Raw genomic sequence first — 15,478 nt, forward strand, 5'->3', positions numbered from 1 at the left:
AAGATCACTCCGGTCCGGCCGCGTAACACGCCGTTCCGACCGCGGAGCACACGCTGGACATTCATCGAAGGTCCCCCACACCGTCCGACATCCCCAGAGCACGCGTCCCTACGATCCGGCAACGGGCGTCCTCACCGGCGTACTGACCGGCGGTGAGTACCCAGTGCACCGACCTGGCGCCCGCCGGAGTGTTACCCGCGGCTTTCTTCAGCGAACCCGCCTGGACGACCTCGCCATCGTTGCCGGTGTTGACGAACTCGACCGTCCGGAACAGGGATGCCACGACGCCCAGGGCGATGCAACAGGTCACCAGGACAGCGGCGAGCGCGCGCAGAAAGGGCGACGATCGCCCAGGGAGGGAAAGTAACGCCATGGCGGGTCGGTTCCACTTCTTGTCGGTTCATGCGGGTGGCACCAGGAGCACGCCCCCGGCCGGAGACCGGGCGGAGCGAGTGACGTCTCCCGGTGCTGTGATCCACGAGGTCCTGAGCCGAGCCGCCGTGACCACAACGCGCCGTCGCAGATTCCCCCTGATGCTGGCGTCATACCGCTCGGACGGACAGGTCACCGCACCGGTCATATGTGACCGGTGGTCACGGTAGGCTCACGCAGGCTGTACACGCAGGCAGAGAGGACGCCGAAGTGGCGGATCAGCTCGGGGCGCTCTTACGTGAGCTGCGCAGGCGGACGGGTCTGACCCAGGAACGGCTGGCGGAGCGGTCGGGGGTGAGCGTCAGCACCATCCGCAGGCTGGAGACCGGTAGCTCCAGGGATCACCGGCAGGGGACGCTGCGTCTGCTGGCGGATGCTCTGGAGGCCGGCCCGGAGGAACGCGGGCAGTTGCTGGCCACGCCCGCGACAACACAGAGCGACCCGGCTCAGTCACCTCCGGAACCGGTCACCGTGCCACCCGCGCAAGTGGCCGGCGTGCGTGAGCCGACCGCGGCACAGCACCAACAGCCCCCCACGCCGGATCATGCGCCGCCCCCGGTCCTCGCTGCCGCCGACGAGCTGGCCGTTGAGGTCAGGAGGCGTTGGCAGCGCGAGGAGGAGCACCGCCGGGTGCACGATCCGTTTCCGCTGCCGGTGCGCTGGCAGGAGGCGCCCGCACTCCTGACGGACCACACGGAGAACATTCAACGTCTCCCGCCGGGAGCGACGTCGTGCGCAACGGATCTGACGGGTGACTTGGGTAGCGTGGCCGAGGTCTACCGGCGAATCTCCTCCGGACGACTGGTGGTTCTGGGCCGGGCCGGCTCGGGCAAGTCGATTCTCACGATCAGATTCGTCCTGGACTTCCTGAAGACCCGGACTCCTCGTGACCGGGTACCGGTGATCTTCACTCTCGGGTCCTGGGATCCGACGACGGTCGCGTTGCGGGACTGGCTGATCGATCGGCTGGTGCGCGATCATCCGCGCCTGGCCTACACAGCGCCCGGCGGAGCGATGCTCGCCGCAGCGCTGGTCGACGCCGACCTCGTACTGCCGGTTCTGGACGGGTTCGACGAGACCGCCGAAAGCCTGCGGTGCGCCATACTCCAAGCGCTCAACGACACCTCGCTTCCGCTTCTCCTGACCAGCCGGGCCGACGAGTTCGCCCAGGCGGTCAAGGCGGTACATGCGCCATTGGTCTGGGCCGCCGGCATCCAACTCACCGATCTCACCCGCGACAACCTCCTGGCCTACCTGCCCAGGACCGCCCGGCCCATCGCCGGCGGCGACGGCCGCACCGGGGCGGTATGGGATTTCGTCCTGGAACAGCTGCGAGCCCGGGAGGAGACCGAGGCGAGCGTGAACCTCGCCGGCGTCCTGCGCACTCCGTTGATGGTCGCCCTGGCGCGAACGATGTACAGCGAAACACCCGACCGGGATACGGCGGAACTCCTGGACACTGAACGGTTCCCTGCCGAGCACTCCATCGAGGAACACCTGCTGGCGGGCTTCGTGCCCACGGTCTACAGGCGCACTGTTCCCGAGCGAACCGCCGGCCGCCGCCGGCCCCGGAACTGGGACCCGGAGCACGCCGAACGCTGGCTTGGCTACCTCGCCCACCACATGGTCCGCCACAAGCGGCAGGACCTCGCCTGGTGGCGGATCGGCGAATCACTGCGACGCTCGACGCGCGTCATGATCGTCGTGGCCGTATCCACGCTGTGCGCCGCCGGGGCCGATGGACTTTCGACTCTGCTCCTCCACCAGGCCACGTTCGGTCAGGCCCTCGTCCGGGCGGCTTTTACGGGATCGATTGCCGGCCTCACCGTCGGAACGGTGTACGCGATCATGATCGCGCTCGGTAACGAGATCATCGAACCGGCCCCGGTACGGCTACGGCTGCCCGGCACAGGCACCACACTGAGTCGCAGGACAGTCCACACGTTCATCGCCCGCTTCGGAACCGCACTGTTGGGCGGATTCGTCCTCGGCGTCGGGAACGGGTGCAGCCTCGCCGTCCAAGGCACGCTGTACCGAGACCTCCCCCTCCCGAACGGTGAGCTGATCGAGAACATCCTCATCAACATGCTGGTCTTCGAGCTGATCTTCGGAGTGGGAGGCGGCCTGGTATTCGGGCTCCTGGCGTTTTTCGAAGCGCCCATGGACGCCGCCTCGGCGGCCACCCCCGTCAGCCTGCTGGCCTCAAATCGCGCGACGGTGAGCCAACAGGTCCTCTTCCTCGCACCGATGCTCACCCTGGCGGTCGTCTTCGGCGGGAGCCTGACCGTCCACCTGTTCCAAGGATTCCTTGAGCCATCTGCCTGGGGGGTGTCGGACGGGCTCCGCGCCGGAGCCGTCTACGGGTTCGCCGGCTCGCTCACGTACGCACTCCTGTTCACCGCCTGGGGACAGTGGGTGGTCTTCTCCCGCATCTGGCTGCCCCTGACCGGCAAACTGCCCTGGGACACCGAGGCCTTCCTGGACGACGCGTATCACAGAGGAGCGCTCCGACAGGTCGGCGCGGTCTATCAGTTTCGCCACATCCGGCTCCAACACCATCTCGGCCGATCGTTCCTCAGGAGCGAGCCACGTACGTGCCGGCCAGAATTTGTCGCAGAACGCAGGTGAATTACCACGTCGGTGCAGGTCAGGTGCAGCACTCGGTGTGTTCGGCGCGGAGGGCACGCACAGGTGACGAGGTCGCCCGGAGCTGGTGCGGCCAGTCACGAACAGCCTACGCCTGCTGAGGCTGCCACCCGGGGTTAATGCAGTCCCGACCAGGAGCAGAGTTAATGCAGTCCTGAAGTTCCCCCGCGAGATGGACAGCGGGTGTTTACGCTGCTGGGGTGAGGTTCTGCCTGAGCAGGGATCTCGTTTCGAGCGGGGTGACGTATCCGTAGTCGGGGTGCCGGCGGAGCCGGCTGCGGTTGTACTCGGCCTCGATGTAGCGGAAGACGTCGGCCCGGGCGGCCTCGCGGGTCTCCCGGACGGTCGTCCTGATCTCCGCTTTCAGGATGGCGAACCAGCTTTCCGTGGCGGCGTTGTCGTAACAAGATCTGATGCGTCCCATCGACTGCCGCATGCGCAACTTGCGTATCTCGGTGCGGAATTCGTCACTCGTGTACTCGCTGCCGCGATCCGTGTGCATGATGCAGCGGTGCTCCAGGCCGCCGCGACCGGCCGCCATCCGCAGGGCAGCGACCGGCAGCTCGGCGCGGTGGTGGTCGGCCATCGCCCAGCCGACCACCTCCCGCGTCGCGAGATCGATACAGGTCGCCAGATACAACTTCCCTTCCAGCGTGCCCAGTTCGGTCATGCCACCGACGAGCCGCATCCCCGGTCTGGGCGCGGTGAAGTCCCCGCCGATCAGGTCGAGCGCGAACACCGCCCGCTTCGCCTGCCGGGTCAGGCCCCCACGCCGTCGGTGGGTGATCCCGACGATCCGGTGCTCGCGCATCAGCCGCTCGACCTTCTTGGAATTCACCACCCGCCCGGCCCGCCGCAGGGCAGCGTGGATCCGCGGGGCCCCGTAGGCGCCGCGCGATCCGGCGTGGAGCACCTGGATCTCGCCCACCAGCACCTCCTCGGCCCGCTCCCGCACCGTTCGGGCCGGCCGCGACGCCCTGTACGCGTAGTAGGTGGAGCGGGGCACTCCCAGCACACAGCACAGGGAGAAACGCTGTGACCTGCGGGATTACCCTCCGACGCCTTCTCCGCATCAACGAAGTGACACCGTGCCGCAGTGTCTACCTCATCTTGTCCTGAGCGAAGAAGGCGGTCGCTTTTCCCAGAACTTCGATCGTCGCCTCCTGCTCACGGACCTTCCGCCGCAGCTGGACCAGCTCCTCACGCTCCGCAGTGGTCAAAGCCCCGGCGGGCCCCTCACCGCGGTCGATCTTCGCCTGCTTCACTCACCCGCGCAGCCCTTCCGGACTCACGCCCAGATCCCTCGCGACCTCGGTGACCGTCTTCTCCGAGGACAACGTCAAGGCGACCGCGTCCCGCTTGAACTCGGCCGTGTACCGCTTGACTCGTATTGCTCTTCTTGCTCACTACCTGTGACTGCTTCCTCCGGGACCATCCGTCCCAGTATCAAGCTGTCCGGCCCACGGGGGAACATCAGATCGCTCCGTCACACCCGCCCTGTGCAGTGGGCAGGTTGACGACGTCCGCCTCCCGCGACAGCCGGGGGAGGGGCGTGGACGCGTTCAGAGCCGAAGGACGACAGCGGTCCCGTCGGCCCGGGGGTCGCTCGCCGCGTCGACCACGCCGGCGCGCATCCTCGCCGTCTGCACGTGGCCCGCCTCGTCGTGTGGCCCTGCCACTTCCGCCACCGCCAGCCCCAGACCGTGCGCCGTGTCGGCCAGGTGCCGCGCGTCCGGTACGCCGGGTTCGAGGACGAGGGTGGGTCGTGAACGGCCCAGATCGCGGGAGCCGATGACCCATCGGGGCCGGGCCAGCAGCGCGCCGGGGTCGGCGGCGTCAATGAGTTCGGTCCCCACCTGGGAGAGGATCCACGCCTGCGCTCGGCCGCCCTGGCAGCCGAGCGCCACGACGCGGTCGGGGCCGGTGGCGAGTGCCGGACACAGAGTGTGCGGTGGCCGTGCCCCGGGGCGCAGCGCTCCGGGGTGCGCGGGGTCGAGGCTGAAGGCCGAGCCCCGGTTGTGCAGCACCACGCCCGTGGTGGGTTCCGCGATGCCCGAGCCGAAGCTCTGGAACACGCTCTGAATGAGGGTGACGGCATTGCCTTCGTCGTCGACGGCGGTGACGGCCACCGTGTCTCCGGCCGGTCTGGGCCCGGAAGGCAACGCGGCGCTCTCGCGGTGCTCGCGCAGCAGCAGACCGTCGAGGTCCACCGCCCCGCACCGGGGATCGCCGAGCAGCGTGTCACGGCGCAGTTCCGCGCTGCGCGCAGCGGTCAGCCGGTCGCCGTCGGCGCCGAGCACGGCGAGCAGTGCGGCGCCCTGAGTGGGAGGCGGAGCCGCCCACCAGGTGACACCGTCCCGGGTCAGGCTCAGCGCTTCGGTGTTCTCCGCCCGGTGCGCGGCGAAGTCCGCGAGATCGAGCAGGCTGCCGCGTGCGCGCAGACCCGATATCAGGCGCCGTGCGGTCGGTCCGGTGTAGAAGTGCCGCCAGTCCTCCGAGAGTTCGTCCAGGGTCGCGGCCAGGGCAGCCTGGATCAAGGGCGCGCCGACGGGCAGGGGCTCGCCCGCCGCGTCCAGCAGCAGCGCGGAGAGGCCCGGGTCTGCGCGTACGACGTCGAGCCGGTTCCGGATCGCCCGCGCCAGGCCCTCACTGACGGCGACTCCGTCCCGGGCCAGGGCCAGGGCCGGGGCCAGCGCCCGGCCGAGGGGCAGCCGCGCACCGATCCGGGCCAGCTCCGCCCAGCCGGCCACCACTCCGGGGACGGTCACCGTGTGCGGGCCGCCCGCGGGCATCCGCGGCCCGGAGGCGTTCAGCGGTTCCGGGTCGGCGGCCGTCGCGGCGGCCCCCGCCGAGACCACGGCGCGCACGGTGCCGCTCGCCGCGTCGCGGACCAGGGCGACCAGGTCACCGCCGATGGAGCACTGGTGGGGGTAGGCCACGGTCAGTGCGGCGGCTGCGGCAAGTGCCGCATCGACCACACCTCCGCCCTCGGCAGCGGCCTGGCGTGCCGCCCTGATACCGGCGGGGTGCGGGGCGGCGATCGCGATCGTGGCCACGGTCAGTCCCGAGTGGTGAGGATGGCGCGGGCGAAGGACCCGTCGGCGCCGACCAGTTTGGTAGGCAGGCAAGCCAGGTCGTACTCACCGGCGGGCACCTCGTCCAGGTCGGCGTTCTCCAGGATGAGCACGCCTGCGCCCAGCAGGGCGTGGTGGACGTCCCAGGTGTCGGTGCGGTGGTGGCTCTCGATGGTGAGGTAGTCGATGCCGATGAGCTCCACCCGCTGGGCGATCAGCCAGTCGGCGGCCTCCGGTGACAGTCCCACCCACCGCGGGGCGCGCTCGGGCTCCTTGAGCGGCCCGCCCGAGTTGGAGGTCTTCAGCAGGACGCGCCGGTACCCGGCGGCCCCGCCCTTCTCCAGGTGGGACGGCTCCACGTCGCCCTCGACATGGGTGAGGTCGACGACCAGGGCCGGTCCCACAAGCGAGTCCAAGGACACCTCGTCGATCGGGGTCGCGCCGTCGCGGAAGTGCGCGGGGGCGTCGACGTGCGTGCCGGTGTGGGCGCCGAGCCGCCAGCGGGTCACGTTGGAGGCGTCGCCGTTGGCGAGGGACTCGACGATCTCGACCTCGGGCTTGCGTCCCCAGTGCAGCATCTCGGGGTGGATGGGCAGAGTGATGTCGTAGATCGTCATGCGGTCGCTCCAGGCCGGTGGGTGGGGTCGGGCCACGGCTCGCGGACGGCGGCGGCCACGGCGCGGGCGGTGGTGAGCAGGCAGCGGTCGAACTCCGCGCCACCGTGTTCGGCTCGGGCGTCGGCCACGTCGCGGCCCCATACGCCGGTCTCGCTGACCTGGTCCATGCGGTAGTCCCAGAAGGAGTCCACGTCGATGTGCGAGGTGGCCTTCTCCATCCGCACCAGTTCGGGTCGAAGGTGGAGCATGACCGAGGTCTCGAAGAAGTTCGCGTGCATCAGAGCCCGGCCGTACCGGACGTGGCCGTCGACCTCGGGGCCGGGGTACATCGTGACGTAGCCCAAGGCACGTACGCGTGAGTCGCGGTGTCGCACACGTAGCTTCTCCGCCGACACGTCGAGCGCGCCGTTGTTCCAGATGTGGCCGTTGAGCAGGATGAACTGCCTTATCCCGGAGGCGTGGAGGGAGTCGATGACATCCTCAACGACGGCGATCATCGTCTCGGGCCGCAGCGCGACCGTACCGCCGAAGTCGCCGTGCGAGGCCGACACGCCGAAGCTGAGCGGCGGCACGACCGGTACGCCGGTCAACGCCGAGACGCCACGGGCGACTTCCTCGCAGATGATGGTGTCAACGGCGAGTGGCAGGTGCGGGCCGTGCTGCTCCGTGGCCCCGACGGGGATGATCACCGCGTTCAGCTCGGTCGCGGTGGTCTCCGCGTCCTCCCAGGTCAACTCCTCCCACAGGACAGGGGAGCCGGTGCCGCCCAGTTCCGCGGCGAGGGGGACGATGTCGAGGCCGGTGGCCACGGGCCGGGGGGAGGGAACGGGTACTCCACGGGGCATGATGCTTCCTTCTTCGCTGGGGCCGGAGTTCACCACGCGCGCCGGCTCTTCTCCGGCAGCAGGTCGAGGGCCCTCATCGGGACGACCTCGTCGTCGTCGGGCGTGGTGACCCAGACGGTGGCGTCCGGGCTGTAGTCGCTGATCAGTTCGCGGCACACGCCGCACGGGGCGATGACGCGGAACCGGCCCGCGGGTTTGATCTGGACGGAGACGACCGAGATGACAGTCAGCGGCTCGCCGCCGGGGTACGCCCCACGCGCGGTTCCCAGGGCGACGCCCTCGGCGCAGACGGAGCTTCGCCGACAGGATCCTTCGACGTGGACGCCGGTGTGGACGGCTCCGTCGGCGGTGCGCAGTGCCGTGGCGACCTCGTGTCGGCCGTCGCGCCAGACACGGCCCAGCACCTCCTGCGCGACCGCGAGCAGTTCGGCGTCCGCCCCGCTCATGGAAGGGGGGACGGCGACGGACGCCGCGGATACGGCCGGCGCCGGTGCCCGCGTCCGTGCCCGCGGCCCGGCGCCTGTGCCGGTGTCGCCGGCGCTCATACGGAGATCCCCAGCAGCCGGGCCATGTTGCCGCCCTCGACGAGAGCCCGGTCCTTGTCGTCCGGTACGGCCTTGGCGATCTTCATGCGCTCCAGGTCGAAGTCGGAGCCGGGCCACTCGCTGCCCATCAGGATCTTCTCCGGGCCCAGCCGCGCGTAGGCGCGTTTGACGTCGCTCATCAGCGTCGCGGAGGTCTCCAGATACACATGGGGCTGTCGCTCGGCGACAATGATCGCCTCGGGGACGTTCCACACCGCGCCCATGTGGGCGATGATCGTCGGCACTTCCGGGTGGTCGCGGGCGATCTCCTCGATCGCCAGCGGGGCGCAGAACGAGTCGTCCAGGGCGTTGATCAACACCATCAGGCCACGCCGCGCGCAAGCCTCGAACAACGGGTCGAGCAGCCCGTGGTCGGCGACGTGGTAACCGTGCAGGCTGGGATGCAGCTTGAGACCCACCAGGCCCGCGTCGGCCATCCGGTCGATCTCCTCGACCGCGTCGTCCGCCTGCGGCAACGCCTGCCCGAAACCGAAGAAGCGGTCCGGGTGGGCGGCGACGAGGGAGCTGATGAAGTCGTTCTCGATGCGCTGGGCGAGTGAGCACACCATCGCCATGTCGACGCCGGCCGCATCCATTCGGTCGATGATCCGCCGGGGGTCGAACGGCGTGTGCGGCGGCGGCGCCTCCCCCTTGCGTACCCCCGTGAGGTAGTCGGACCGTCCCCGGACGTCCTGAGTGGTGTTGTACGCGTCGATGATCATGAAGGGCCGGCCTCTCTTGTGGACACCAAGGGCTTGTGGCAGCGCACGCTGCGCCCGGGGACGAACTCCGTCAGCTCCGGCATACGGGTGCGGCAGGTTGCGTCGGCGAAGGGGCAGCGGGTCTGGAAGAGACAGCCGTCCGGTGGATTCGCCGGATCCGGCAGATCCCCCTCCAGGACCTGCCGTTCGCGCCGCCCGCTGGGGCGCAGTGACGGCACCGAGGACAGCAGCGCGGAGGAGTAGGGGTGGGCGGGGCCGGAGAAGAAGTCGTCCCGGGAGGCGATCTCGACGATCTGCCCGAGGTACATGACGGCCACCCGGTCGGTGATGTGCCGTACGACACCCAGGTCATGGGAGATGAAGAGCATGGTCAGGCCGCGCTCGCGCACCAGGTCCGACAGCAGGTTCAGCACCTGCGCCTGGATGGAGACGTCCAGGGCGGAGACGGCCTCGTCGGCCACCACGAACTTGGGCGAGGAGGCGAGCGCCCGCGCGATGCCGATGCGCTGGCGCTGCCCGCCGGAGAACTCGTGCGGCCTGCGCCCGCCGGCCTCGCCGCCGAGGCCCACCCGCTCCAGCAGTTCCGCCACGGTCCGGTCCGCCTCGGCACGGCTCGCCCCGCGGACCCGTAGCAGCGGCTCGGCGACGATGTCGGCGATCCTGCGCCGCGGGTTCAGCGAGCCGAACGGGTCCTGGAACACCATCTGCATGTCGGCCCGCGTGCGCCGCAGCCGGGTACCGCGCAGCCGGGTGATGTTCAGCCCGAGGAAGTCGATGGTGCCCGCGGCGGGTTCGACGACCCGCAGCAGGGCCCGGCCCAGGGTGGACTTGCCACAGCCGGACTCGCCGACCAGACCCAGCGTCTCGCCCTCGATGATCTCCAGGTCCACGTCGCGCAGGGCACGAAACTTGCCCCCGCCGAGGCGGCCTCGGTACTCCACACGCAGCTTCTCCGCCCTGATGAGCGGAGTGCCCCGGCGCGCCGGGGGGACCGGCGAGGCGGGCAGGGGCGGTGACGAGGTCATGAGTTCCCCTCCGTGGCGGGTGACGGGGCCGGTTCCGGGCCCGCCCGGCGCGCCGCGTCGCGTTCGCGGGCGGGCAGGACACAGGCGTCGAGCTGGCCGGGGGCTCCGAAGCGCCGCTCCAGAAGGGGCTGTTGACGGCAGGCGTCCCGGGCGAAGGCGCACCGGGGGGCGAACGCGCAGCCGCGGGGCCGGTCCATGCCCGTCAGCGGGCTTCCGGGGATCGCGGGCAGCCGGTCGGCGACCGGTCCGTCGATCGGCGGCACTGAGCCCAGAAGTCCCATCGTGTACGGGTGTTGCGGGTTGAACAGCACGTCGTCGCGCAGCCCCTGCTCGACGATTCGGCCCGCGTACATGACGGCGACCCGGTCGGCGACCTCGGCGACCACGCCGAGGTCGTGTGTGATCAGCAGGACAGAGGTGCCGTGGGCGAGGCGCACCCGTTCCAGCACGGACAGCACCTGTGCCTGGATCGTCACGTCCAGCGCCGTGGTGGGTTCGTCCGCGATCAGTACGGCCGGGTCGTTGGCCAGCCCCATGGCGATCATCACGCGTTGGCGCATGCCGCCGGAGAGCTGGTGCGGGTAGGCGTCGGCGTTGCGGCGGGGGCCGGCGATGCCGACTTCACCGAGCAGTTCCACGGCCCGCTCCCTCGCCCGCTGCCGCGGGACCTTGCGGTGGGCGCGGATCATCTCGCCGACCTGGTCGCCCACCCTGTGCAGCGGGTTGAGGGCGGCGAGCGCGTCCTGGAAGACCACGGTGACGTCCTTGCCCCGGACCTCGCGCAGTTCGCGCTCGGTGGCCATGACGAGATCGCGGCCGGCGAACTCCACCTCCCCGCTGATATGTGTACGCGGGCCCCGGTTGAGGCCGACCAGGCTCATCGCCAGGGCGGACTTGCCCGAGCCCGACTCGCCGACCAGCGCCAGGATCTCCCCCCTTCTCAGGGTGAGGTCGACCCCGCCGACGGCCGGAAGCCGGCCCGCGGGACCGTCGAAGCCGACTCGGAGGTCCCGGATCTCCAGCACAGGTGGCGATTGCCCCTCGGGCGCGGGGCGGTCCTGGTGACCCTCGGCGGGCGTGGTCACGGGGTGCCGCTCACTGTCACGGCCGCGGTGTGGATGAGGTCGGCCACCCGTTCCGGATGCACCAGCGTGGTGTAGTGGCTGCCGGGAACGTTCGAGGTCGTGGCCTTCATCCGGGCGGCCATGTCCCGTTGGGCCTCGGGGCGCAGGGTGCGGTCGTCGTCGGCGACCAGGTACCAGCTGGGCAGGGTGCGCCAGGCAGGCTCTCCGGTCGGCTGCCTGAAGATGAGGTTCGCCGCGGGGCGTCCCTCGGCCTCGACGACGGCCCGGTGGCGGGGCGAGAGGTCGGGGCCTATCTCGGCCCAGAACCTCTCGTCCGGTTCGGACTTCCACTCGCCGTCGGGGCCACGCCGCATGTACGCCGATATCTCCGCGGGCTCGTACCGTTCGACGATCCCGTTGACGGTCTCGCCCTTGTCCGGCCCGAACGCGGCGATGAAGACGAGTCCGCGGACGGACTTGTGGTTGCCCACGTTGGTGATGACCGCGCCCCCGTACGAGTGACCGGCGAGCAGTACCGGGCCCTGGAGCGCCTCGACGGCGGCAGTGGTGTGCGCGACATCGTCCTGAAGAGAGGTCAGCGGATTGGTGACGGTGACGGTCCGGTGCCCCAGGGCGGCGAGCCGGGGCTCCACGTCGATCCAGGTGGTGGGGCGCCCTCCGGCGCCGTGGACCAGCACGATGTTCATGTGGCTCAGCCTTTCCCTGTTCGTGGGTCGAGGATCATGTACAGCAGGTCCACCGCGTAGTTGACGAGAGTGAACAGAAGGGCGATGGCGAGGGCCGCGCCCTGCACGACCGGGTAGTCGCGCTGAAGCACTCCCTGCACCAGGAGTTGGCCGACACCGCCGTAGGAGAAGACGGTCTCGGTGATCACGGAGCCGCCCAGGAGCGAGCCGAACTGGAGGCCGAGGACGGTGACGATCGGAAGCCAGGCGTTGCGCAGCACGTGGCGGCGGACCACGGCACCCGGCGCGAGACCTTTCATCCGGGCGGTTCTGACGAAGTCGTCGCCGAGGACCTCCAGCACCGAGGCGCGCACGATACGGGTGATGTAGCCGGCCATCGACAGAGCCAGGGTGGTGGCGGGCAGGACGAGGTGCTGGATCCAGGGGCCGACCAGCTCGGGCCGGTTCTGCAGGACGGCGTCGATCAGCACGAAGTTCGTCGTCGGCGAGTAGTCGAGCGAGCTGGGCAGCCGGCCGAGTACGGGCAGCCAGCGCAGTTGGACACCGAAGACGACGATGCCGAGGACACCGAGCGCGAACCACGGCAGCGAGAAGCTCACGGTGGCCACGGTCCTGGTGACGGTGTCCACCCAGGTGCCCCTGCGCAGTGCGGCGAGCACGCCGGTGGTCACCCCGATCAGCACCGCCAAAGCCATCGCGGCCACGGTCAGTTCGATGGTGCCCGGCAGCGCGTCGCCGAGCAGGCTGAGGACACTGTTGGAGCCGAAGAACGACGAACCGAACCGCAGGTGCACCAGGTCGTCGAGATAGCTGACGTACTGGGTGAACAGCGGCTGGTCGAGGCCCAGGGCCTGGCCGGCGCGCGCCTCGTTCTCCGCGATCTGCTCGGCCGACAGGTTTGTTCCGCCACCCGCGAGGGATGCGGCGGGCGAGCCGGGCAGTAGACGCATGGCGAGGAACACCAGGGACGCCAGCGCGAACAGCACGACCGGCACGGCCAGCAGCCGGGCGGCCATGACCCGGAGGGTGCCGAGGCTCCCGGAGCCGGGGCGTCGCGGGCGCCGGGGACGAGGCACAGTGAGGGTGCTCATACGGTCCCCCGGGGGTCGAGCGAATCCCGCAGGTCGTCGCCGACGAAGTTGCAGGCCACGACGTACAGCAGGGTTAGGCCCGCGGGGAGCACCACCAGCCGCGGTGCGGAGTGCAGGAACTCCTGACCGGCCTGGACCATGTAGCCCCAGTCGGACGTGGGCGGTTGGATACCGAGGCCGAGATAGGACAGGCCGGCGGCGAATCCGGCGGCGACGGAGAGGGTCATCACCACCTGGGCCAGCATGGGCCCGGCGATGTTGGGCAGGATTTCCTGGACCAGCACACGGGGTGTACGGGTTCCGCCGAGCCGGGAGGCGACGACGTAGTCCTTGGCGGCCTCCCGGGTGGTGAGGGCGCGGGCCAGCCGGGCCAGGCCGGGTGCCAGGGAGACGCCGATGCCGACCGTGAGGCTCACGGTGCCCGGTCCCGCCGCGGCCACCAGCAGGATGACGAGCAGGATCGACGGGAACGCGAGCGCCAGGTCGACGACACGCATCAGCGTCTGCTCGGTAATCCCGCCGACGTAGCCCGCGAGCAGGCCGATACCGGTGCCGGCCGCGGCGGCGAGGGCGGTTGCCGCGAAGGACACCAGCAACAGGGGACGCGCCCCGTACACCAGCCGGGCCAGTTCGTCGCGGCCCAGATCGTCGGTGCCGAGCGGATGGCCCGGCGAGCCGATGGGCAGCAGCGCCGAGGGAGTCTGGCGTGCCGGGTCGGCCTGGATCAGCAGCGGCCCGACGAGGGCGATGAGGATCACGGCGGCCAGGAACACCCAGGACACCACGGCCGGCCAGGATCCGCCGATGCCCAGGCCGCGCAGCCACTCGAGCGGGCCCGGCCGCCCCGCCCGGCCCCTGGGGGGAGCGGGGCGGGGGACGGGGGGACCGGCGTCCCCCGCCGGCACCTCGATGGCGCCGGTCACGGCACCCACCGGGTCAGACACTGGCTTTCTCCATGAAACAGCGGTGGGTGCTGAGGGCGGCGGTGTTCATGCCCTTCACGTCGGCGCCGCTGACCACCAGATTGGTGGAGCAGGCCAGCATGGAGATCACCATGTACTCCTCCGCCCAGCGCCGCTGTATCCGGGAGTAGGCGGCGGTGCGTTTCGGGCCCTCCGGCAGGTTCTTGGCCTCTCGCAGCTCGTCCGCCAGCGTCTCGGCGCCTTTCAGCGTGTCCATACCGGTGATGGTGCTGCCGTAGAGACCGGCGGGGTTGGCCATGGAACCGACCATGTTGTTGGGGTCGGGTACGTAGGAGTTGCGTTCCCAGATCATCAGGTCGTGGAAGTCGTCCTTCGTGTCGGCGAGCCGGCTGAAGTAGGACGCCGGGTCGACGGACGCGGTCTTCACTGTGAACCCGGCGTCCTCCAGGTTCTGCTTGATGATCTGGGCGGCCTTGGGGTGCCAGGAGTCGCTGGCCGCCATGAGCCCGATCTCGCGGCCCTGCGCCCCGGCCTCGGCGAGCAGCTTCTTGGCCAGCGCGAGGTTCCTCTCGCTGAGATCGGCGAGGCTGGTGTCGTAGCCGTTCTGGGCCGGCGGGATGGCGTAGCCCTTCGGTTCGCTGCCGATGCCGTAGAAGGCTTGTTGCAGGATCGCCTTGCGGTCGATGGCCAGGTTGATGGCCTTGCGTACCTTCAGCTCGGGGACGCGCCGGGCATCGATCATCAGGATCGCGTCGAAGCCGTCCGGGGTGTCGTGGACGGTGACCGCGGGGTCGGACTTCAGCTGCTGGGCGGCCGAGTAGGGAGTGAACTGGGTGGCGGACAGGTCGCCGCTGAGCAGGGAGCTGACGATCGTCGACTGGTCCTGCACCTGGCGCAGGACCAGTCGGTCGACCGGTGGGCGACCGAGCCGGAAGCCGTCGAACGCCTTGAGGGTGATCGACTGGCCGGAGGTGGCCGAGGAGAGCTGGAAGGGGCCTGTACCGACGAGGTGCTTGCCGATGTCGGCGCCGTACTTGTCGAGGGCCGCCTTGGAGATGACGCGTCCGCCGATGTCGGAGAGCTGGGCGAGGACGGTGCGGTCCGGCGTCTTGAGCACCATCTTGACGGTGAGTTCGCCCTCGGCGGTGAGCGAGGCGACGTTCGCGCCGAGCGAGCCGAGTGGTCTGGTGGCGCCCTTGGGCAGGGTCTTGTTCTCGGGATCGAACTGCCGGTCGAGGCTTGCCAGGACGTCCGCGGAGGTGAGGGTCGTGCCGTCGTGGAACCTCACGCCCTCGCGGAGGGCGAAGGTGTAGGTGAGCTGGTCGTCGGAGACCGTCCAGCTCTTCGCGAGGTCTCCGGTGGGTTCGTTGGACGCGAAGGATATGAAGGTGAGGCCGCGGCAGACGCAGTCCACCGCCATCCAGTCGCCGAGCGTGGTGTAGAAGGCGGGGTCGTTGACGGCACTGGTGGAGTCGATGCCGAGGGTCAGGGTGCCGCCCTTGCCGGATCCTCCACCGGACTTCCCGGCCCCGTCGACCACACCGCAGGCGGTGAGCAGGGGAGTGAGTCCGAATCCCACTCCGACACCGAGGACGCCTGCTCCGCGCAACATGGTGCGGCGCGAGACGTCCGGTGCGGCCTGCTGGTGTGAGGGCGATCTCTGCGACTGATCCGGCATGAGTGCCTCCTTGGCGGCGCCATCCCTCTAAGGAATGGATCTAATCAACAAAGAATTGGATCCAAAGTAT

The 15,478-nt window shown here is 69.9% G+C and carries 16 protein-coding genes; 1 reads left to right on the plus strand and 15 read right to left on the minus strand.

From position 1 onward, the window contains the following. Nucleotides 1–61: 61 nt before the first annotated feature. The gene (locus ACIBJC_RS08295) at nucleotides 62–373 is read right to left on the minus strand and encodes a hypothetical protein (RefSeq protein WP_399289487.1); all 312 of its coding nucleotides are present in this window, start codon (nucleotides 371–373) and stop codon (nucleotides 62–64) included. A gap of 269 nt (nucleotides 374–642) precedes the next feature. On the opposite strand from ACIBJC_RS08295, the gene ACIBJC_RS08300 reads away from it, so the two are divergent. Beyond that, complete coding sequence (locus ACIBJC_RS08300) at nucleotides 643–3,060, plus strand: helix-turn-helix domain-containing protein (RefSeq protein ID WP_399289489.1); 2,418 nt, start codon at nucleotides 643–645, stop codon at nucleotides 3,058–3,060. A 205-nt stretch (nucleotides 3,061–3,265) separates the two neighbouring features. Here the strand turns inward: ACIBJC_RS08300 and ACIBJC_RS08305 are convergent, their stop codons facing one another. The 14 genes from ACIBJC_RS08305 to ACIBJC_RS08370 all read right to left on the minus strand — a co-directional run bounded on the left by ACIBJC_RS08305 (nucleotide 3,266) and on the right by ACIBJC_RS08370 (nucleotide 15,408). Then, on the minus strand, nucleotides 3,266–4,093 hold the full coding sequence (locus ACIBJC_RS08305) for an IS3 family transposase (protein WP_399289491.1): 828 nt from the start codon (nucleotides 4,091–4,093) through the stop codon (nucleotides 3,266–3,268). 85 nt (nucleotides 4,094–4,178) lie between these two features. Beyond that, a complete protein-coding gene (locus ACIBJC_RS08310; RefSeq protein WP_399289493.1) occupies nucleotides 4,179–4,343 on the minus strand; it encodes a hypothetical protein in 165 nt (54 codons plus the stop codon). After that, nucleotides 4,344–4,469, minus strand: coding sequence for a transposase (locus ACIBJC_RS08315; protein WP_399289843.1), 126 nt, complete (start codon nucleotides 4,467–4,469; stop codon nucleotides 4,344–4,346). A 171-nt stretch (nucleotides 4,470–4,640) separates the two neighbouring features. Continuing rightward, a complete protein-coding gene (locus ACIBJC_RS08320) occupies nucleotides 4,641–6,134 on the minus strand; it encodes a gamma-glutamyltransferase (RefSeq protein ID WP_399289495.1) in 1,494 nt (497 codons plus the stop codon). A 2-nt stretch (nucleotides 6,135–6,136) separates the two neighbouring features. Then, on the minus strand, nucleotides 6,137–6,769 hold the full coding sequence (locus ACIBJC_RS08325) for a cyclase family protein (RefSeq protein ID WP_365809756.1): 633 nt from the start codon (nucleotides 6,767–6,769) through the stop codon (nucleotides 6,137–6,139). Further along, on the minus strand, nucleotides 6,766–7,614 hold the full coding sequence (locus ACIBJC_RS08330) for a creatininase family protein (protein WP_399289497.1): 849 nt from the start codon (nucleotides 7,612–7,614) through the stop codon (nucleotides 6,766–6,768). The genes ACIBJC_RS08325 and ACIBJC_RS08330 overlap by 4 nt, the downstream gene beginning before the upstream one ends. 29 nt (nucleotides 7,615–7,643) lie before the next feature. Then, on the minus strand, nucleotides 7,644–8,159 hold the full coding sequence (locus tag ACIBJC_RS08335; protein ID WP_399289499.1) for a cytidine deaminase: 516 nt from the start codon (nucleotides 8,157–8,159) through the stop codon (nucleotides 7,644–7,646). Beyond that, nucleotides 8,156–8,920 carry an amidohydrolase family protein gene (locus tag ACIBJC_RS08340; protein ID WP_365809752.1) on the minus strand — a complete coding sequence of 255 codons (765 nt, stop codon included), beginning with the start codon at nucleotides 8,918–8,920 and terminating at the stop codon, nucleotides 8,156–8,158. The genes ACIBJC_RS08335 and ACIBJC_RS08340 overlap by 4 nt, the downstream gene beginning before the upstream one ends. Further along, nucleotides 8,917–9,945 (minus strand): oligopeptide/dipeptide ABC transporter ATP-binding protein, encoded by a 1,029-nt coding sequence (locus tag ACIBJC_RS08345; RefSeq protein WP_365809750.1) that lies wholly within the window; start codon nucleotides 9,943–9,945, stop codon nucleotides 8,917–8,919. The genes ACIBJC_RS08340 and ACIBJC_RS08345 overlap by 4 nt, the downstream gene beginning before the upstream one ends. Further along, on the minus strand, nucleotides 9,942–11,030 hold the full coding sequence (locus tag ACIBJC_RS08350) for an ABC transporter ATP-binding protein (protein ID WP_399289502.1): 1,089 nt from the start codon (nucleotides 11,028–11,030) through the stop codon (nucleotides 9,942–9,944). Before ACIBJC_RS08350 ends, ACIBJC_RS08345 begins: the two co-directional genes overlap by 4 nt. Further along, nucleotides 11,027–11,716, minus strand: a complete 690-nt coding sequence (locus ACIBJC_RS08355) for an alpha/beta hydrolase (protein WP_399289504.1) — start codon at nucleotides 11,714–11,716, stop codon at nucleotides 11,027–11,029. The genes ACIBJC_RS08350 and ACIBJC_RS08355 overlap by 4 nt, the downstream gene beginning before the upstream one ends. 5 nt (nucleotides 11,717–11,721) lie before the next feature. Continuing rightward, nucleotides 11,722–12,732, minus strand: a complete 1,011-nt coding sequence (locus ACIBJC_RS08360) for an ABC transporter permease (protein ID WP_399289506.1) — start codon at nucleotides 12,730–12,732, stop codon at nucleotides 11,722–11,724. A 71-nt stretch (nucleotides 12,733–12,803) separates the two neighbouring features. Then, a complete protein-coding gene (locus tag ACIBJC_RS08365) occupies nucleotides 12,804–13,751 on the minus strand; it encodes an ABC transporter permease (RefSeq protein ID WP_399289508.1) in 948 nt (315 codons plus the stop codon). Further along, complete coding sequence (locus ACIBJC_RS08370) at nucleotides 13,744–15,408, minus strand: ABC transporter substrate-binding protein (RefSeq protein ID WP_399289510.1); 1,665 nt, start codon at nucleotides 15,406–15,408, stop codon at nucleotides 13,744–13,746. The genes ACIBJC_RS08365 and ACIBJC_RS08370 overlap by 8 nt, the downstream gene beginning before the upstream one ends. Nucleotides 15,409–15,478 lie beyond the last annotated feature (70 nt).

This window comes from Streptomyces sp. NPDC050509 (assembly GCF_044457965.1).
Taxonomy (GTDB): domain Bacteria; phylum Actinomycetota; class Actinomycetes; order Streptomycetales; family Streptomycetaceae; genus Streptomyces.